Here is a 17,941-nt window from a genome sequence, read left to right on the forward strand (position 1 = left end):
TGGCTGGCGATTTGGTCAACACCGGAGGTACTCCCCTTATGGAATTACCCATTGCGTCCGGGCGATTCGAAGCCAACGTGGCCGAACCGCTGCCGGATGAGGAATATCGCTGCGATATCCTGCTCGATGGACAAGTCGAATTCTTCGGCAGGTTGTACCCACGGTTCAGTAGGGAAATCGGAGACAACTTGTCTCTTACCTCGGGGCCCGATGTCCAGCGCGTCGAATTTCAATTTGTCGTTAACGAAGCACCCATTTCGGGTGTTACTATCCGAATCGCGGGTCGCACTCTGTTCAGCGATACCAACGGTGTCGCTCGCGTATGGCTGACTCCGGGTCTATACACCGCTCGCTTTATCCCGCCAACAGGCTTTGAGACGATTTCCGAGATCGACATCCCTGTGGACACCGAAGACGTTCAGCTCGAGCTCGAGCTCACTCCTATCTCGATCGACCTGCTGCCAACTCCCGAAACATGCGTGGTGACGATCTATGTAGCCGATCAGTTCGGAACTCCCCTCGCTAATGTTCCGCTTCTGGCCAAACTCCCCAAGGGCTACGCAGTCGTCCAAGATACCCTCAATATCAACACGATTACGGCCAGCACCACCGATTCGAACGGATTGGCTACGTTGCTCTTACTACGGAACCAGCTGTATGACTTGCAAGTACGCCGACCAAGCGAGGGGATGGTCACGATCCGTATCTCTGTGCCCAATGCTCCAACCGCATCCCTCAGTCAAGTCGTGGAGGTATGAGCTATGTCCCAAGTCAAAGCAGGTGCCGCTTATGTGGAACTATCGACGCGCAACGCACAACTCCTAAAAGGTCTCAAGCAAGCTCAGAAACAATTGCAAAGCTTTGGCCAAGCGACTCGTTTACTGGGAACACGACTTATGGGGCTGGGGTCGGCTGCTGCGGCTCCCATGGCAGGTAGTATGGCGGTCTTTGCTTCTTTCGATGATGCCATTCGTGGTGTTCGAGCGATCACCCAAGCAACCGAAGCCGACTTTGAAGCCTTGCGCAACAAGGCGAAGCAACTCGGAGCCACGACGAGCTACTCGGCAACCGAAGTGGCCGAACTCATGGCAGAGTTGGGCCGGGCTGGTTTTCGGCCTGATCAAATCCTTACTATGACAGGTGCCGTGATGGATTTGGCGCGTGCCACAGGCACCGATGCCACCCGCGCCTCGGGAATCATGGCTGCCAGCATTCGCCAATTTGGCTTAGCAGGTGAAGATGCGACTCGGGTGGCGGATGCTCTGACCGCGGCTGCTAACAAATCGTTCAATACGGTGGAATCCCTTGGTGAAGCCCTCAAGTATGCCGCTCCGATCGCAGCCGATGCTAACATGAGTCTCGAAGAAACACTCGCCATCCTGGGTTCCTTGGGAAATATGGGAATCCAGGGAAGTGACGCGGGGTCTTCCCTGCGACGGCTTCTTACGCTCAGTACTGCTGAAGCCGAACGCTTTCAAAAGGAGTTTGGTGTCGCGACCACAGACGCGGTTGGAAACGTTCGCCCACTGGTGGATATTTTGGGGGATGTGGCCAAAGCAACCAACCAACTCCCCAGTGGCGAACGTGGGGCCAAATTCGCCCGCGTGTTTGGCATGCTCGGGATCACTTCCGCCAGTGCCATTGGTAAGTCCGTAGCCGATACACGTGTTCTCTACGAGGAACTGAAAAACGCAGGAGGAACCGCTTCGAGAACCGCCAAAGAAATGGAATCCGGGATCGGAGGTTCGTTTCGAATCCTCAAAAGCTCTCTCGAGGGGGTGGCGATCGCTATCGGAGAGTCGCTCAGCGGCTCCTTGCAGCGCATGACCGACGCGGTTTCGGGAACCCTCTCGGGATTGATCGCTTGGATCGAGAAGAACCAGCAGGTCGTGAAAACGGCCGCCAAGGTAACTCTAGCTATCTTGGCCATTGGGGCAACGCTGGTGGGTGTGGGCTTAATGTTTTCGATCTTGGGTTCCGTCATCGGCGGATTTCTGACCACCATCGGATTCGTATCCGGAATCCTGACCTCTTTGGGAATACTTATGGCGGCATTGGTGTCTCCGATCGGTCTGGTTTCCTTGGCGGTTCTGGGGCTTGGTGGCTATTTACTTTACGCATCTGGAATCGGTGCTCAAGCTCTCGCTTGGCTCGCCCAGCGATTCGAAACACTGCGCTCCGATGTCTCCACTGCCATGGGAGCGATCGGCAAGGCCTTGACGGCGGGGGATCTCGCAGCGGCAGCCAAGATCCTTTGGCTCACACTCAAGCTCGAATGGATGCGAGGTATTCAAGCCCTCACCGGTTATTGGGTAGCATTCCAAGATTCTATGCTCTCGGTCACCGACGCTTTGACTTATGGTATGGCCCAAGGCATGAGTGATGGTTGGGCGGGTATCGAGGTGGCTTGGGTCGAAACGATTGGATTCCTAGCGGACGCTTGGTCTTTGTTCACAGGCACTCTGACTAAGACCTGGCACTCGACCGTCGGCTTTATCAAGAAAGCGTGGACGCGCCTCAAGGGACTCTTTGATTCCGACATCGATGTCAACGCCGAAGTGCAACGGATCGATCAAGAAACCAGCTCCCTCAACGCCAATGCCGACCAAGACATGCTTAGCGCGATTGGTCAACGGGACCAAGATCGAAAGAATCGACGCTCACAAATCGAATCCGAAAGGCAAGGCCGAGCCGATGCCTTGGAGCAAGCCAAACAGGCAGAGGCCGCCAATCGGCAACAACAAGGGCAATCGGCCATCGATGCAGCAGCGCAAGAGCTCGAACTCGCCAAGAGGGAATGGCGGCAAGCGATCGAGGATCTCAATACCGAGGAATCGAAAGAGCCCCCGACCTCTCCACTCGTTCCCTCAATCGCAGCACTAAAACAAACCCTGGCTGCATCAGGAGACGTGGTGAGTGGGGAAAAGCAAGCCGCAGAGGCCAAATCGACTTTCAACGCCTTCGCGATCCGAGGGCTTGGAGCGGACCGATTGTCCGATCGCCAGCTTCAAGCCGCAGAGCAAACCGCTGCCAATACTCGAAAACTCATCCAAGTCGTCGAAGACTCCCGTTTGTCATACAGCTAACCCGTTGCGCAGAAACCCCTCTAGCCACAAATCACTATGCCAGCCTGGATTGCCGAACGTTATGACTCACGCCCCTCCAGCGAAGGGGAGGACAATCGAACCGATCTCATCTTTGTCGTTCGAGGAACCGATGACGAAGCCGAGGTGCGTTCGCTCGTCAAACTCAATGCTCCTCCCATGTATGCCGATTTGAGCCTAGTTCAAATTGATACCGAACCGATGGGAGGCGATCTGTGGTACGCCACCGCACGCTACCAACTCATTGAGTTTCCGAGCGACTATGAGTTCGATACGTCGGGTGGAACGCAGCGCATTTCGACAAGCTTGGCGACCTTGCAGCGTTTATCGGTTCCGGGATACCAAGCCCCCAACTATCAGGGCGCTATCGGAGTTACCGAGGACCGAGTCGAAGGAGTGGATATTACGGTCCCCGTTTTTAATTTCTCCGAGACTAAATATCTGGATACGTTGACCGTAACCCCCGAGTTTAAATATAACCTGTTTCTGCTAACAGGTAAGGTTAACAATGCCACCTTCAAAGGATACGCCAAGGGAGAACTCCTGTTTCTGGGAGCCACCGGAAGCAAGCGTGGCCGCGAGCGCTGGGCCATCACCTATAAATTTGCAGCCAGCCCCAATGTGGTCGACCAACCGATCGGCGATGGTGGGTTAGTGATCAGCAAGGAAGGCTGGCAATACTTGTGGGTGCGCTTCGTTGACGACGAAGATCCGACGGCCAAAGCCCTGATCAAGCGCCCCGTGGCGGCGTATGTTGAACAAGTCTATCCGTACGGTGACTTCAGTGCGCTCGGTATTGGAGCCTAATCGATGGGAGGACCATTTCAAAAGGTACAACCAAGAGATCCATTAAAGATTCCAGCGGAGGCATGGAACGCCTTGATGGATCTCTCCCAATTCCAACGGAACCAGCGCCACAACCAACTATCGGAATCGGAGGGGACGTCGCGTCAAACCACCCTTGCCAAGATCCGTAACCAAACCGGTGTTGCCCTCGAACGATTCTCGATTGTGGCGCTCGGCACTCCCATGATTACTGCCGACGACAATCTCGGCGAGTTCCAACGCCAATCCAACTTTCAAGGGCTCCTTCCTGCCGCCAGCACGGGGCCGCGGTTCGGTGTACTGCTCGAGCCCCTGCCACCCAACAGGATCGGAACCGCTGCCGTGAGTGGCTGCGTGATCGCGCGCGTTGCGGTTGGCACGCATGTCTATGCGGCGGTGGAAACAGTACCCGGTGAACCTGGTTTTCTACGCAATGTTCCCCACGGCCCTGCTTCGATTCTTTGGATGGAATCAACTGGTACGGTCCGCTGGGCCGTGATTCGGTTCGACCACACGAACTATGAAGAGGTTGTTTTTATCACTAGTAACATTCCCGACACAAATGGTTACTACCCAGGCGTGGTGCAACGGTTTGACGTCGTATCGCAAACCTGGAACACGGTCTTTCCTTGCAAAGTGGTGGATGCCAATCGATGACTCTCTCCACGCGTCGTTATATCGCCACCGCCGTTCCCGGCAATGTCAATGGACTCCCTGTTTATGCCGCAATTTGTAATCAAAAGCGCTCTGGCCAAAACACGAAACGGCAACTCGGCCACTTTCTAGGCATGCTCGAGGGGAGCCCTTTGTATGCGATCTCAAGCTGCGAATTTCCCCAAATGGGGCGTTACCTCATGCGGTATGTGGGAGGAACCGATCTGCCGATCTACGCCTTGGTCTGTTGTGAGCAATCCTCCAGTGGAACCTCCGGCTCATCTGGCTCGAGTGGTTCATCTGGCTCATCTGGACCGAGCGGTAGCAGTGGCTCGAGTGGCTCATCGGGAAGCTCGGGACCAAGCGGATCCTCGGGGCCGAGTGGCAGCAGCGGCAGCGTTGGCTCGAGTGGCAGCAGCGGCTCATCGGGCAGCTCGGGGCCAAGCGGATCCTCAGGAACAAGCGGCAGCAGCGGTTCCAGTGGCAGCGCCTCAGGAAGCCAGTCCGGTTCTTCGGGCTCGTCCGGATTCTGTCCTGATTTGTGGATCGCGGTCTTTTTCGAAGGGCCGTCGGGAGGGCTTTGCACGGAGCCACCTGGAGCGGTTCAAGTTGGTGCCATCAGGAACGAATGCATTGCGATGTACGGCGAATACACCTTCTGGGCCTTGTGCTCGAAAGAGCGACCTGCGGACTGTTACTTTCCCAATGTCATCTTTAGCTATTTGAAATGGTATCAAGGGGCAGATCCCAGGCAACTCGCCGTGGACTTGGGAATTCCACCCCAATGCTATCAAGAGATGAATGCGATCCCCAATTGCTGTAACGAAGATCCCCCTTTGGAGCTAGGTGAATAATGGCCAGTTGCACGGAAGCCAATCCCGAGATGACTCCCGACGAGATGGTGGAACTCATCGCGCATTGTCCTCCTGGGCCTTGGCCCAACGGATGGGGCACATGGGATAACACCATCCAAGCCCATCAGCGAATGGTTGACCAGTTCCTCGACCAACTTAAGCCCAGTCGTGCTACTTACACTCAAGAGCGAGGTATTGTCATCGCCGGGGGAGGTCTCAAATACTTTCCAAGCGTGTGGGTGAATGTGAATCTGCTGCGTCATTTTGGCTGCACGCTTCCGATTCAGCTTTGGTACCTCGGCGACGCCGAAATGGATCCTTACATGAAACGGTTGCTCGAACCACTTGGTGTCGCATGCATTGATGCCCGCGAGATCGAGAAAGAGCACCCTTGCCGGATCCTCTGTGGTTGGGAACTGAAACTCTTTGCAACACTTTACTCGCCGTTTGCCCAAGTGCTCTTCTTGGACGCCGACAATGGGGTGGTGTGCGATCCCACATATCTGTTCGACTGCGGGGAGTACCAACGCCATGGTGCGGTTTTCTGGCCCGACTACGCATGCTGGACCCTCAAGCCCGGAGTGTGGAGCATATTCGGGATGGATGATATGGCAGAACCCGAAGTGGCTGAGCACGAACGTGCCTTCGAATCAGGACAATACCTCATCGACAAACGTCGCTGTGATCGCGAATTGCGATTATCTCTGTTCTATGCCGAACACTCAGATTTCACCTTCCAGCATGTCTATGGGGACAAGGAATGTTTCCATCTGGGGTGGCGACGATTAGGTTCGGAATACGCGATGCCTTCGGCCGGTCCTGGCTGGAATGTTCACACCATCGTGCAATACGACTTCCGTGGTCAGATGGTTTTTCAACATCGCTGCCAGGACAAATGGCGCTTCGGGGGGAATCGGTTCGTGGACTCACTAGCTAACGAACAGCTTTGCTTCGACTTCGTTCAGGACTTAGCCTCCCAATGGAGCGGTGTCCTCTGGAGAAACGAACAGCCGACTCCTAGCGAACAAACTTACATCGATGCCCTTCAGGGCAAGCGAGCCATTTACAAGCGGGTCGGCTACGACGAGCGTGTTTTACGATTTGAGGGAGATCGAATGATCGGCGAGGGGGCAGCCGAGTGCGAACGCTGCTGGCATGTCAACCAGCTAGGTGACGATGTTGTGCTGACGCTATCTCGGCTGGATCGACCCACGTGCCATCTACGAAGACGCGATGAGAAAACCTGGACGGGGCAATGGCTCGAGTATGAGCGGATGCCCATCGAACTGATTTTTCTGGATTCTTAACTTTCGGGAGGTACCCGCTATGTCGTTCCCAGCTTGTTACCAAGTCTACGGTCGTGACTTCTACATTGAACCAGCGAGCGCTCAGTTTGCCAATGCGGTCTTCCAAGATGAATACCAAGTTGATGTGTTGCGAGCTCACCAAGTGCGAACCATAGTGGACATCGGTGCCCATGTGGGCAGTTTTACCGTCTTGTGCCATCATTACTGGCCCGATGCTCGGATCTTAGCGGTCGAGCCTCATCCGGAAAGCTTCGAGCTCTTGGCGCGTAACACGGCTCACATCCCGAAAGAAAAGCTGACACTGATTCATGCCGCGGTCTCTCGGGAGAGCGGCCGTTGTATTTTATCGTCACCCGTCTCGCACAGTCGCGTAAGTGAATACGTTCCCCAAGTGTGGGAATCTCTCGAACCGAGACCTGCGGATTTCGGTCTACAGGTCGATGCAATCACCCCGAAAGATCTGTGGAAGCAGCTCGTCGAGGTTGGCATGGATGAGGTGGATTTACTCAAGCTCGATTGTGAGGGGGCCGAGTACTTGATCATCTCGGAACTCTCGGCCTTGGGGCTCATGGAACGCATCGGCTGGATTCGCGGCGAGTGGCACAGTCGCAAAGACAATCTTATGCTTGCCGGCTTTCTGGCTCAGACACACGTCTTCCATATTGATCCGAATCCACCGCATTCCGTAGGAATGTTTGTAGCGCATCGGATTATGGCGGCAAGTATTCAGCCCGATAGTTGACCAGATTTACGCTTATGGTTCCACAAACTTCGTTCTAAGTGCACGGAATCCGATCGTATTCTGGATACTTTTGGCGACCTCATGTGTTTAATCCATTGACGATATTCGTCTGCGATTATTTTCGCGAACTAGAAAATTCAGCGAACCAATGCAGGACAAGAGCGTCTATATCTGCAGCACGCGACGAATGGGGTCGCGGAACAAGGAATCTGAAGAGCAATCAATCACTGGATACGAGATCATGACTTCAATACGGCCCAGTTACTTAAGGTCAAAACTGACCGAACGATTTAATGGATATGAGGGTTGTATCGTGTCGCAAGACGCGAATACGCTCCGCTCTGCCCATTATTTCGGGCATCCACAGCGGAGGTAACACTGGGTTGGTCTTGATGGGCCAGTACTAACGAAGCAACGTTGGCGAACCCGGTGTGACCCCAAAGTGACACCGGGTTTTTTCGTGCCTATTTCCAGTGTTTTACATACAGATGGACTGGTAGCTGAGACGGTATAGCGCTGGCCTGAAGAGCTGGAGAGGAGGGTTCGAGCACCTCCCAGTCCACTGAATGCGTTGCTTGCAAAAAACACTTTGAGAATAACTGCGCTAGAGGTGCGCACCTACATAACCAATATGGCTCGTTCAACTTCTGGTGAGGTTGCTGGTCTTTCAAGCCAGCTAGGTCGGGTTCGAATCCCACACGAGTCACTGACATAACTAATGGGCTTGCCGACGGGTCGGCGCTTTGACTTGCAATCAAGGCTTCAGGGTTCAACTCCCTGCAGGTCCACTGACAAAAAGATTCGGGCAGAGGTGCAGATGGGAGCACGCCTGCTTTGGGAGCAGGAGGATCTCGGTTCGACCCCGAGGTGCCCGACTTTACGAGATGGTAGTCGAGGGCTGGTTGCCCATACCCGGCTGATAACCGAGTCTCGCTGAGTTCGATTCTCAGGTCTACCACTGAAAAACCAACAACCAAGGGATACACGATGCAATCACTTAGTCGCTTGAAACGCATAGCCATAACCATTCATGAGGTTGTGGTGTAGCGGTAGCACAGCGGACTTTTAATCCGCAAAGCGTGGGTTCGAATCCCACCGGCCTCACTCATCACGGCGTGTAGCTCAGTGGTGAGAGCGGCGTCCTTATAAGACGTGAGTCGAAGGTTCGATTCCTTCCACGCCGACTCGGAAGACAAAACACAAATGGGATTGTGGCAGACAAGGTAATGCACCGGACTCTTAATCCGGTCGATGTGGGTTCGATACCCACCGATCCCACTGAATAAATAAGCACTGATGGTCTAGTGGAATGACACCGCTTTCGTAAAGCGGCTGCGTGAGTTCGATCCTCACTCGGTGCTCTTGATCTTTGACAATTTGGTTGAGCCAATAAAAGGCGTCCATGGTGTAGTGGTAACCCATCTCCTTGCCAAGGAGGAATTGCGAGTTCGATTCTCGCTGGACGCTTTGAGAGACTAAAGGTTTAAGGCTAAAGACTTCAGGAAGAGCGGAGGGAACGAATTAGTCCCGATAGAACACGTGTAAGTTCGTCTGCGCAACTGGCCAAGGCTTCATTCGATTCCGTGTTGAGGAAACCCAACCGGTACGCAAGGGATAGTTGGTATTTGGCCTCGGATGCAGAGCCGTATGCAATGTCGAGGAACTTCAGGTAGTCAGATTGTGTCGGTCGAGCGCAGCCTTCAACGATGTTTGAAGGTACCGAGACGGCCGCACGGCGAACTTGAGAGGTCAATCCAAATTGTTCTTCACGAGGAAATGTTGCGGTGTGTTTGTAAACCAGCAACGCAAACTGGTCTGCCAACTCAAAAGCTCGAAGCTTCGTGTGATCTCGCATTTTGTTTTCCTTAAGTCTTAAGCCTAAAGCCTTAAGTCTACACTCCGGTGGGTCCTGTGTTGGTACGGGAAGGCGACTGTTAATCGCCCAGACGCAGGTTCGATTCCTGCTGCCGGAGCTTTTATGTGGAAGGGCAAGCCGATTGGCGACGGCACTCCGTTCGAAGCGGAGCGAGCGTTAATGCCTTGCGAGTTCAACTCTCGCTCCTTCCGCCTATCTTCAGACTTAAGGCTTAAGACTTAAGGCGTAAGGTTAGCAACCTTTAGTCTTTAGCCTAAAGCCTTTAGCCTCCATTCGGGTGTCGGCTAACGGTAAGCCAGCTGCCTTTGAAGCAGCGGTATGAAGGTTCAACTCCTTCCGCCCGGGCTTGGAAAAGATTTGAGCGATAAGGGGTAAGGTGTAAGCAAGAACGCGATCCTGCTTAAACCTTAAAGCTTATTCCTTACCACTTGCTTTATTCCGGAGTAGCAACTGTTGGTCGTTGCGTCTGGCTCTGAACCAGAAGCTCGCAGGTTCGATTCCTGCCTCCGGTGCTGACATTTCATATGGTGGTCGTCCTGTATTGGTTCAGGAACTTGGCTGTGAACTAAGTCTATATCGGTTCAATTCCGTTCGATCACCCTTCAACATTGAAGCCCTTGAATCCATCTGGTGGTGGAACTTGACTGTCGATCAAGTCGTGGCGAGTTCGATCCTCGTCAAGGGCGCTTTTTCGTATGGAAGACATCCGGCCGGACCCAAGGCCCGCCGCCGACCAGGTGGGAGGACAAAGGCAAGGGCCGCGGGAGCGACTAATTCGCTTGAAAACGGCTGGCGCTAATCACGCTTCGGGGTTCGAGTCCCTGGTCTTCCGCTTTGTTTGAAATACATAGTCCTGTGGCCTAGCGGCGAAGGCAACTGTCCTACAAACAGTCGATCGACGGTTCGAATCCGTCCAGGACTACTCTGGAAGTGTGAATGATGAAGTGAGAAGTTTGAAATTTCACACTTCGAACTTCTCACTTCAAACTTCTTTCGGTGTGGTACGCCAACGGCTGAGCGGCTTGTCTTAGGAACAAGTGTTTGTGGGTTCGAATCCCTCCTGCACCACTGATCAGGTTTCAGACTTCAGGTATCAGTCTTCAGTTTATGTCCTTGAGGTGTAAGGGATAGCATTCAACCCTGCGAAGGTTGCGGACCAGGTTCAACTCCTGGCAAGGATACTTCTTCTTCCTGAAGTCTGATTCCTGAAACCTGACACCTGATGTTATGGCTTGCGAGTGTGATGGATTCGCACGACGGTCTTCGAAACCGTTAGACAAGGTTCGATTCCTTGGCGAGCTACTTGGAAGGCATTGAGATGTGAGCCATAAGGCGTAAGTCCATTACCAATCACTTGTTCCTTATACCTTAATTCGCAAAGCTTTGATTTGGGTCGATTGGACTTGGGAGTCCAAGCTGTCTGTAAAACAGTCGCTCCTTGATGAGCAATGGAGGTTCGATTCCTTCTCGGCCCACTGCAGGCTAGTTGGGACTGAGCTGACTTTCATAAGGTCGGTAACCCGGTTCGATTCCGGGGCTTGCAACTTGCGGGTGAGCCAGCGCTCAGCTGAGCCTCATAAGCTCGGACGGCCAGGTGCGACTCCTGGACCCGCCATTTATTGTCGACTTTCGCTCCGCGAAAGAATTGATTCTTCATGCTACTTTCGCGGAGCGAAAGGCAACTATGGTTGAGTACGCAAACGGGAAAAGCGATTTGGTCGAGAGCCAAATGATCTTGCAGGTTCGACTCCTGTCTCAACCACCTTGTTTGATGATCGCGTGGTCCAGCGGCTAAGACACCTGCATGACACGCAGGAAATCGAAGGTTCGATCCCTTCCGCGATCACTAGTGGTAATGGTTTGTAAGTGTTCCGGGAGCACGCGTTCTTGGTAAGAACGAAGATCGAGTTCGATTCTCGAACGAACCTCTCAAGAAGGCTTAAGGTGTAAGGCTTAAGGCTAAAGTGTTTGACGCGATCCTTTAGTCTTAAGTCTTTAGCCTCACTACGGAAGGTAGCCAGATACGGTTTGCTGGGCTGCACTGCTAACGCAGTTCTCGTCAAGAGATGAGGGTTCGACTCCCTTGCCTTCCGCTTCGTTGGCTCAACCAATTGTCGAAGACGATATGGCTCGATGGTGAAGCGGATATCACCTCTCGCTTCTAACGAGAAGTTCCAGGTTCGATTCCTGGTCGAGCTACTGACGATCGACTGCCGAGTTGGAGTACATGCTTCAGGAGCCGGATGTCGTGGGTTCGAATCCCACCGGCGCGACTTTGATTTAGATCATTGCGCCGTAGTTCAGTGGTAGAACGCCGTAAACCCTCTGACACATAACTTCGTTGATCGTTTTAAAACAACACTTGACTGCCGGTTCGGAGTACATGGCTGATAATCGAAAGGTTTAGTGGGTTCGAATCCCGCCCGGCCCGCTCGTATCGATCAAGACACGGGCCGGATCTCTGGCCACACCCTCGTCAAGTGACTTTTGAAAATCACAGAACTGTAGCGAACATCGCTGCACCTATGACTGTCGTTTCACCAACCAATAACAACCTTTACGAAATCTCGAAGGGACACGGAATGGACTAAGCATGAGCACTATCGCAGTAACTCTCGACAACTACATGACGCCTATTGGCCTGAGCCCAACGCTTCAGCGTCCAACGTTGGTTCTGAACCGTAACTGGCAGCCAATCAACGTGGCGACGGTTGCGCGTGCTCTGATCATGCTGTGGAACGACTCAGCCAAGATCGTTGATACGGTTGATTACCAACTGTATGACTGGAGCGACTGGAGCCAAATGGTTCCGGATCGAGATGAGCCGTTCATCCAGTCGGTACGCCAGCGCATCCGTATTCCAGAGGTCGTAGCATTGACTAAGTTCGATGCGATGCCCACGCAGACGGTTACCTTTAGCCGCAGAAACGTATTCAAGCGTGACAAGATGACCTGCCAATACTGTGGAAAGCAGCCTGGCAGCGAAGAACTTACGATTGACCACGTTGTTCCGCGTGCTCAAGGTGGACAGTCGACTTGGACGAACTGTGTACTGGCTTGTGTCGACTGCAATTCGAAGAAAGCTGACCGAACTCCAACGCAGGCGCGAATGAACCTCCGCAAGGAGCCTGTGCGTCCAGCCTGGAAGCCGATCTATGCCGATCGAATGAATCGCGTGAAGAGCTGGTCCAAGTTTATCAGCGAAGCCTACTGGATAGTAGAGCTCGAAGATTAAAAACCGCAGAAGCTCAGTTCGCTGGGCTTCTGCCATACAGGAATGTTCGCCTGGGAGCGGACTCGGTCTCCAAAGCCGATGGACAGTGTTCGAATCACTGCGTTCCTGCTTGCAAAGTAGTAAGGGGCAAGCGGTAAGGTTTAAGCAAAACCAGCGAACCTTCCGTCTTCCACTTACTCCTTATACCTTACAGCTCAAAGCTTGCTCGCCGATGTGGCTCGACTTAGAAAGGCACCTGTCTTGTAAACAGGTCCATGCTGGTGCGAATCCAGTCATCGGCTCTGACAACTGAACTGCCTGTTCGGATTACATACACCAACAACGAAAGTATCTGAACAATCTTCTTCGTTCAGCTGTCTCTATTCGGATTGCAGCCCGCTGCGATCCGCTCGTTTTCTAACCCACTCACCACCAAGGAGCTTTATCATGCGCGACCAAACTTTCGAAGATTCCTGCTTTCGAACCCATGAGTAAACGTCGAAGGGGCTTCCCCTCGGAAACCAACGTCAAACGCGGCGTCCGCATCGTTCACGGTGACAAGTTGCTTGAGGAAAAACTCGGGCGAAACGATCCGTGCCCGTGTGGCAGTGGAAAAGTATTCAAACGTTGCTGCCTCCATTCAGGCTGCTTTTGATGGCGTGAACCGCGACGAATACTTTTAGAGAAAAGTATTGAGGGAGAAAAAGTGCGACTGCCGGAACGGACTACAGGTAGAGCGCGTCGAGAGACGAGGCCACAGGTTCAAATCCTGTCCGCATCCCAAATAGGCTGCAGGTAGCTCAGTAACAATGTCTGCACCAATACTTCGTCGCAATTTACAAACGAATCGACTGCCAAATCGGATTACATGGGTCGTGAGTTCGAATCTCATCAGCGTCTGCAAAGACGGTGTAGCTCAGTGGGGAGAGCAATGTCTAGAACGGTCTGATTTTCACTTCGTCAGTCAATTTCCGCGAACATCTCGCATCGAAGCGAGTCATTAAGCACAACAAAACAAATGCATGAGCAAGGGGAAGCGGAGTAAGCAATGGGCTCACCTCTGCTTTGCGATTCTCGTTCGACTGCCAGTTGGGATTACATCGTCTGCTAAACGATGGCGAGAGCCATATTCTCAACAACCCTTCGTCGAACAGTTTTTAGTTTAGGAGATCACTCCCATGGCCAACAAGTCTCTATTCGCAAGTCTTACCAACCGATTGCCACGCGCTAACGCCGTCAACGAAGCGGGTGGCAGCGCGTACAAGCTCGAGCCGAAGCACGCCCTGGCTCAAGTTGCCGCTACGGGTACGTTCGGTAATGCGTTCTACAGCACGGCTGAGACGCAGCTCGACGAAGTCCTGAAGTTGATCGATGAAGTCGACGACAACCAGTACTTGGCGAAGCTGGCTCTGTACGCACGTGAGAAGGCGTTCATGAAGGACATGCCGGCTGCATTGCTGGTTGCGTTGTCTGTTCGTGATACCGAACTGATGCACCGAGTATTCGATCGCGTGGTCGACAACGGTCGCGTTCTTCGAACAGTGTTCCAGATGATTCGGTCTGGGCAATTCAAGAACAAGGCTGGCCACGGCCGCGTTGGTTTGTCGAGCTCTGTGCAGCGAGCCTTCCAGCGTTGGTTGAACACGGCTTCGGTCGGAAAGCTGCTGAGCGCATCGATCGGTAACGATCCGAGCTTGCGGGACATCCTGCGAATGGCTCGCCCGACGCCGAAGGATAACGCTCGACGAGCGATGTTCGGTTGGTTGACTGATAAGAGCATCGACAAGTGGGCACCGGCAACGGAAGCCGACTTGCCGGTCGAAGTTCAGTCGCTGATCGCGTACCGTAACTCGGAGAGCGAAGACGCACAAGCTTTGATCGCTGGTGGACTCGATAACGTCCGATGGGACTTGTTGTCCGATGCTGCCAAGGGACCAAAGGTTTGGGCTGCACTGGCTCGCAAGATGGGTCCGCAGGCGCTGCGCATGAACCTCAATACGTTGCTGCGACACGGGGTTTTTGGGGATTCGAATTCAGCGATTGGTGTTGCTCTGCGTGAAGCCGGCATCACGATACCAGAGACAGGTGAGGATTTTGTGGACCTGGTTGCAGCTCGACTTGCTGACGAGTCGGAGATCCGCCGCTCGAAACAGTTCCCGTACCAGTACTTTGCTGCGTACTTGAACGCGGACTTGGAAGTTCCGCAGAAGATCCGCACGGCCCTGCATAAGGCAGCCGAGATCGCCTGTGGAAACGTACCGGAGTTGCCGGGACCGGTGGTTATTGGTCTGGATACGTCTGGATCGATGAGCTGTGCGGTCATGGGGAACCGCGGACGAGGTGCGACTTCGAAGATGCGATGCATCGACGTGGCAGCACTGTTCGCCGCAGCGATCCTGCGACGCAACCCGGACAGCGTTGTGATTCCGTTCGATACATCGGCTTACGATGCCAAGATTGATCCGAACGATTCGATCTTGAGCATTGCCGAGCGATTGGCAAAGTACGGAGGTGGTGGAACAAATTGCTCCCTGCCGCTGGTAGCTGCCAACCAGAAGTACGCGAAGCGCAAGTTCGCTGGCATCGTTCTCGTTAGCGATAACGAGAGCTGGGTTGGAACAGGACGGTACGGTTCGACCGGTGTGATGACCGCTTGGGAAGCCTTCGTTGCCAACCAGCGCAAGCTGGCAGGTAAGGATGCTGCTCCGAAGCTAGTCAACATCGATCTGCAACCGTACCAGACGGTTCAGGCTTGTGAGCGAGCTGACATCATGAACATCGGAGGCTTCAGTGACGCCGTGTTCAACGTGATCAGTGCGTTCCTCGCCGACAACAACCAGCGATTCGTCGCTGAAGTCGAAGCGATGGAACTCTAAAGCGTCGCTGACCGCTCCGCCGGTCAGACCTATCAAGATCGTTTGGCCCTTGGTCCAACCGCTGCATATTTGAAACCAAACACCCGCAGGTCTAATCGGCCCCGCGGGTGTTTTTCGTTGTGCGCATCGTGAGAAGTAATTGAGTTTCCGTTTAGCTAGAGGTTAGGTTATTATGGAAAGATACATTTCAGGAAAGGACTGATCGCGTGCCTGTATTGCCCATCAACGTCAAGGATCTTCTACACCGACGAACCATCGAGGGTGAGCGAGTCGAATTCAAAGCCGGGTGGAATCCTGTCGCGATCGTGCGCACCCTATGCGCATTTGCCAATGATTTCGAGAACCTTGGTGGCGGTTATGTTGTAATTGGGCAAGATTGCGATGCGGATGGTAATCCCATCTTTCCTCCCTGCGGTTTAGATCGAGGTGAGCTAGATAAGATTCAGCGTGAAATGCAGCGACTCGGTAATCTCTTTCAGCCTAGCTACTTTCCACACTTAGGAATTGTTGAGTACGAGGGCAAGACGCTACTGATCCTCTGGGCACCCGGCGGTCCCAATCGCCCCTATAAAGCTCCTGCCGATGTCACTTCTAAGCATAAGGAGTATCGCTACTTCATTCGTCGTTACGCCAGTACTATCACCGTGGCCGAGAACAGCGACGAGATGCGCGAACTGCTCAGCCTTACTGCCACCGTCCCCTTCGATGATCGATATTGTCCGCGGGCGGAACTGACCGACCTGAAACTCCCGTTGATCGAATCATTCCTCAAGGAGATCGGCAGTGAACTGGCCGCCTCGGCGGCCGAGATACCGTTCGTTGACCTGTGCCGCCAGATGAACTTGATCGAAGGAGGCAGCGAATATCTAAAGCCTCGGAACGTGGGCTTGCTATTCTTCAGCCCTGATCCACACAAGTTCTTCCCGGGTGCTACGATTGATGTCGTGATATTTCCTGATGGGGCTGGGGGAGACGAGATCATCGAAAAGACCTTTCGTGGGCCTATCCACGAGCAAATTCGTTCTGCCCTCCGTTATATCGACAACGAAGTTCTAGTTGAGAAAGTTCGTAAGGTCCCTGATCGTGCCGAAGCCGATCGATTTTGGAATTATCCGCGAGTCGCTATAGAAGAAGCCCTAGTCAACGCCGTGTACCATCGCGGTTATGATGCACCCGAACCCATCGAGGTGCGTGTGAACCCCGAATCGATTGAGATGGTCAGCTATCCAGGGCCTGAACCCTCCATACGCAACGAGCAACTACAATCCGGACGGGTTGTCCCCAGACGCTACCGAAATCGCCGCATCGGCGAACTGCTCAAGGAACTCGAATTGACCGAACGCCGAGGAACCGGCTTCCCCAAGATCGAGCGGGCCATGCAGCGAAACGGATCGCCACCCGCTGTCTTTTCCACCGACGAAGGTCGCACCCATTTTCTGGTTACCCTACCGATCCATCCTGAAATGCGGGGAGTGATTAGGAAGGCAGGTGCCGTTTCAAAAGCATCAACGCATACAGTCTGGATCGACGAACAGGCCCAAAAAGTGGGACATGAAATTTCGGATCGCCAGCGAGCGTTAATGCGGATTTTATTGGATCACAGGCAACTCTCTCTCGGAGATATCCTCGAGCGTCTGTCCGGAACTCACGCGCCGAGGACTATCCAAAGGGAATTGCAGCGACTTCGGGACGCCGGGCTTGTCGAGTCAACTGGAGTAGGAAAGGGAGCAAAATGGTCGATTTGCAGACGCTGAATACCTAAGTGCTACGCCACATATGCGCCACATATGCGCCACATATGCGCCCATCCGCAGTGTTTTTGGGCTATTTTGTCAGGCAATCCCGGAAAACTACATCATTGAAACTGTTACCCCGCAACCCGGACAGCGTTGTGATTCCGTTCGATACATCGGCTTACGACGCCAAGATCGATCCGAACGATTCGATCTTGAGCATTGCCGAGCGATTGGCAAAGTACGGAGGTGGTGGAACAAATTGCTCCCTGCCGCTGGTAGCTGCCAACCAGAAGTACGCGAAGCGCAAGTTCGCCGGCATTGTTCTCGTTAGCGATAACGAGAGTTGGGTCGGAACAGGACGGCACGGTTCGACCGGTGTGATGACCGCTTGGGAAGCCTTCGTTGCCAACCAGCGCAAGCTGGCAGGTAAGGATGCTGCTCCGAAGTTGGTCAACATCGATCTGCAACCGTACCAGACGGTTCAGGCTTGTGAGCGATCTGACATTATGAACATCGGTGGCTTCAGTGACGCCGTGTTCAACGTGATCAGTGCGTTCCTCGCCGACAACAACCAGCGATTCGTCGCTGAAGTCGAAGCGATGGAACTCTAAAGCGTCGCTGACCGCTCCGCCGGTCAGACCTATCAAGATCGTTTGGCCCTTGGTCCAACCGCTGCATATTTGAAACCAAACACCCGCAGGTCTAATCGGCCCCCGCGGGTGTTTTTCGTTGTGCGCATCGTGAGAAGTAATT

Annotated in this window: 14 protein-coding genes, 21 tRNA genes and 1 pseudogene; 34 read left to right on the plus strand and 2 right to left on the minus strand. The window is 53.6% G+C overall.

The features are described 5' to 3' along the window. The first annotated feature begins 38 nt into the window (after positions 1-38). The 4 genes from SH449x_RS13655 to SH449x_RS13670 are packed head-to-tail and all read left to right on the plus strand — an operon-like array spanning position 39 to position 4,586. Positions 39-758, plus strand: a complete 720-nt coding sequence (locus tag SH449x_RS13655; protein ID WP_482376640.1) for a hypothetical protein — start codon at positions 39-41, stop codon at positions 756-758. Positions 759-761: 3 nt separating this feature from the next. Continuing rightward, positions 762-3,086 carry a phage tail tape measure protein gene (locus tag SH449x_RS13660; RefSeq protein WP_482376641.1) on the plus strand — a complete coding sequence of 775 codons (2,325 nt, stop codon included), beginning with the start codon at positions 762-764 and terminating at the stop codon, positions 3,084-3,086. 36 nt (positions 3,087-3,122) lie between these two features. Next, the gene (locus SH449x_RS13665; RefSeq protein WP_482376642.1) at positions 3,123-3,911 is read left to right on the plus strand and encodes a hypothetical protein; all 789 of its coding nucleotides are present in this window, start codon (positions 3,123-3,125) and stop codon (positions 3,909-3,911) included. 3 nt (positions 3,912-3,914) lie between these two features. Continuing rightward, on the plus strand, positions 3,915-4,586 hold the full coding sequence (locus SH449x_RS13670; RefSeq protein WP_482376643.1) for a hypothetical protein: 672 nt from the start codon (positions 3,915-3,917) through the stop codon (positions 4,584-4,586). Between the two features lie 229 nt (positions 4,587-4,815). On the opposite strand, the gene SH449x_RS13675 is transcribed toward SH449x_RS13670, so the two are convergent. Next, a complete protein-coding gene (locus tag SH449x_RS13675) occupies positions 4,816-5,169 on the minus strand; it encodes a hypothetical protein (RefSeq protein WP_482376644.1) in 354 nt (117 codons plus the stop codon). 52 nt (positions 5,170-5,221) lie between these two features. Between SH449x_RS13675 and SH449x_RS13680 the strand changes: the two genes are divergently transcribed. The 11 genes from SH449x_RS13680 (at position 5,222) to SH449x_RS13730 (ending at position 8,953) form a co-directional block, all read left to right on the plus strand. Continuing rightward, complete coding sequence (locus SH449x_RS13680) at positions 5,222-5,437, plus strand: hypothetical protein (protein WP_482376645.1); 216 nt, start codon at positions 5,222-5,224, stop codon at positions 5,435-5,437. Beyond that, complete coding sequence (locus tag SH449x_RS13685) at positions 5,437-6,744, plus strand: alpha-mannosyltransferase (protein ID WP_482376646.1); 1,308 nt, start codon at positions 5,437-5,439, stop codon at positions 6,742-6,744. Before SH449x_RS13680 ends, SH449x_RS13685 begins: the two co-directional genes overlap by 1 nt. A 19-nt stretch (positions 6,745-6,763) precedes the next feature. Beyond that, positions 6,764-7,486 carry an FkbM family methyltransferase gene (locus SH449x_RS13690; protein WP_482376647.1) on the plus strand — a complete coding sequence of 241 codons (723 nt, stop codon included), beginning with the start codon at positions 6,764-6,766 and terminating at the stop codon, positions 7,484-7,486. A 490-nt stretch (positions 7,487-7,976) separates the two neighbouring features. Then, positions 7,977-8,048: transfer RNA gene (locus tag SH449x_RS13695), tRNA-Phe, on the plus strand. 71 nt (positions 8,049-8,119) lie between these two features. Next, positions 8,120-8,192, plus strand: a tRNA-Glu gene (locus SH449x_RS13700). A 96-nt stretch (positions 8,193-8,288) separates the two neighbouring features. After that, positions 8,289-8,361 (plus strand) — tRNA-Pro (locus SH449x_RS13705). Positions 8,362-8,518: 157 nt separating this feature from the next. Continuing rightward, positions 8,519-8,590 (plus strand) — tRNA-Lys (locus SH449x_RS13710). Between the two features lie 7 nt (positions 8,591-8,597). Further along, positions 8,598-8,670: transfer RNA gene (locus tag SH449x_RS13715), tRNA-Ile, on the plus strand. A 21-nt stretch (positions 8,671-8,691) separates the two neighbouring features. Beyond that, positions 8,692-8,764, plus strand: a tRNA-Lys gene (locus SH449x_RS13720). Positions 8,765-8,776: 12 nt separating this feature from the next. After that, positions 8,777-8,847, plus strand: a tRNA-Thr gene (locus SH449x_RS13725). A gap of 35 nt (positions 8,848-8,882) precedes the next feature. Beyond that, positions 8,883-8,953 (plus strand) — tRNA-Gly (locus tag SH449x_RS13730). Between the two features lie 31 nt (positions 8,954-8,984). On the opposite strand, the gene SH449x_RS13735 is transcribed toward SH449x_RS13730, so the two are convergent. Further along, positions 8,985-9,341: a four helix bundle protein gene (locus tag SH449x_RS13735; protein ID WP_482376648.1), complete on the minus strand. Its 357-nt coding sequence runs from the start codon at positions 9,339-9,341 to the stop codon at positions 8,985-8,987. 43 nt (positions 9,342-9,384) lie between these two features. Here SH449x_RS13735 and SH449x_RS13740 point away from each other — a divergent pair. The 19 genes and pseudogenes from SH449x_RS13740 to SH449x_RS13830 all read left to right on the plus strand — a co-directional run bounded on the left by SH449x_RS13740 (position 9,385) and on the right by SH449x_RS13830 (position 17,799). Then, positions 9,385-9,459 (plus strand) — tRNA-Asn (locus tag SH449x_RS13740). 9 nt (positions 9,460-9,468) lie between these two features. Further along, positions 9,469-9,553, plus strand: a tRNA-Ser gene (locus SH449x_RS13745). An 82-nt stretch (positions 9,554-9,635) separates the two neighbouring features. Then, positions 9,636-9,707: transfer RNA gene (locus SH449x_RS13750), tRNA-Gln, on the plus strand. A gap of 93 nt (positions 9,708-9,800) precedes the next feature. Further along, positions 9,801-9,874 (plus strand) — tRNA-Gln (locus SH449x_RS13755). A 101-nt stretch (positions 9,875-9,975) separates the two neighbouring features. Next, positions 9,976-10,048: transfer RNA gene (locus tag SH449x_RS13760), tRNA-Asp, on the plus strand. Between the two features lie 163 nt (positions 10,049-10,211). Beyond that, a tRNA-Val gene (locus tag SH449x_RS13765) sits at positions 10,212-10,284 on the plus strand. A 73-nt stretch (positions 10,285-10,357) separates the two neighbouring features. After that, positions 10,358-10,430 (plus strand) — tRNA-Leu (locus tag SH449x_RS13770). Positions 10,431-10,752: 322 nt separating this feature from the next. Next, positions 10,753-10,837, plus strand: a tRNA-Tyr gene (locus tag SH449x_RS13775). Between the two features lie 211 nt (positions 10,838-11,048). Beyond that, positions 11,049-11,124: transfer RNA gene (locus SH449x_RS13780), tRNA-Leu, on the plus strand. A gap of 11 nt (positions 11,125-11,135) precedes the next feature. Next, a tRNA-Val gene (locus SH449x_RS13785) sits at positions 11,136-11,208 on the plus strand. Between the two features lie 162 nt (positions 11,209-11,370). Beyond that, positions 11,371-11,455 (plus strand) — tRNA-Ser (locus SH449x_RS13790). 34 nt (positions 11,456-11,489) lie between these two features. After that, positions 11,490-11,561: transfer RNA gene (locus SH449x_RS13795), tRNA-Arg, on the plus strand. Positions 11,562-11,955: 394 nt separating this feature from the next. Beyond that, positions 11,956-12,597 carry an HNH endonuclease gene (locus SH449x_RS13800; RefSeq protein WP_482376649.1) on the plus strand — a complete coding sequence of 214 codons (642 nt, stop codon included), beginning with the start codon at positions 11,956-11,958 and terminating at the stop codon, positions 12,595-12,597. A gap of 207 nt (positions 12,598-12,804) precedes the next feature. Then, a tRNA-Thr gene (locus SH449x_RS13805) sits at positions 12,805-12,878 on the plus strand. Between the two features lie 266 nt (positions 12,879-13,144). Then, positions 13,145-13,231, plus strand: a pseudogene (locus SH449x_RS13810) (SEC-C metal-binding domain-containing protein); the annotation flags it as partial. Between the two features lie 154 nt (positions 13,232-13,385). Beyond that, the gene (locus SH449x_RS13815) at positions 13,386-13,580 is read left to right on the plus strand and encodes a hypothetical protein (RefSeq protein ID WP_482376650.1); all 195 of its coding nucleotides are present in this window, start codon (positions 13,386-13,388) and stop codon (positions 13,578-13,580) included. A gap of 174 nt (positions 13,581-13,754) precedes the next feature. Beyond that, the gene (locus tag SH449x_RS13820; protein WP_482376651.1) at positions 13,755-15,452 is read left to right on the plus strand and encodes a TROVE domain-containing protein; all 1,698 of its coding nucleotides are present in this window, start codon (positions 13,755-13,757) and stop codon (positions 15,450-15,452) included. A gap of 206 nt (positions 15,453-15,658) precedes the next feature. After that, positions 15,659-17,206: an RNA-binding domain-containing protein gene (locus tag SH449x_RS13825; protein WP_482376652.1), complete on the plus strand. Its 1,548-nt coding sequence runs from the start codon at positions 15,659-15,661 to the stop codon at positions 17,204-17,206. A gap of 104 nt (positions 17,207-17,310) precedes the next feature. Beyond that, entirely contained in the window at positions 17,311-17,799 is a 489-nt protein-coding gene (locus SH449x_RS13830; RefSeq protein WP_482376653.1) for a hypothetical protein, read from the plus strand. The last annotated feature ends 142 nt before the right edge of the window (positions 17,800-17,941 follow it).

Source organism: Brakhagea baltica (assembly GCF_052161605.1).
Taxonomy (GTDB): domain Bacteria; phylum Planctomycetota; class Planctomycetia; order Pirellulales; family Pirellulaceae; genus JBKCUI01.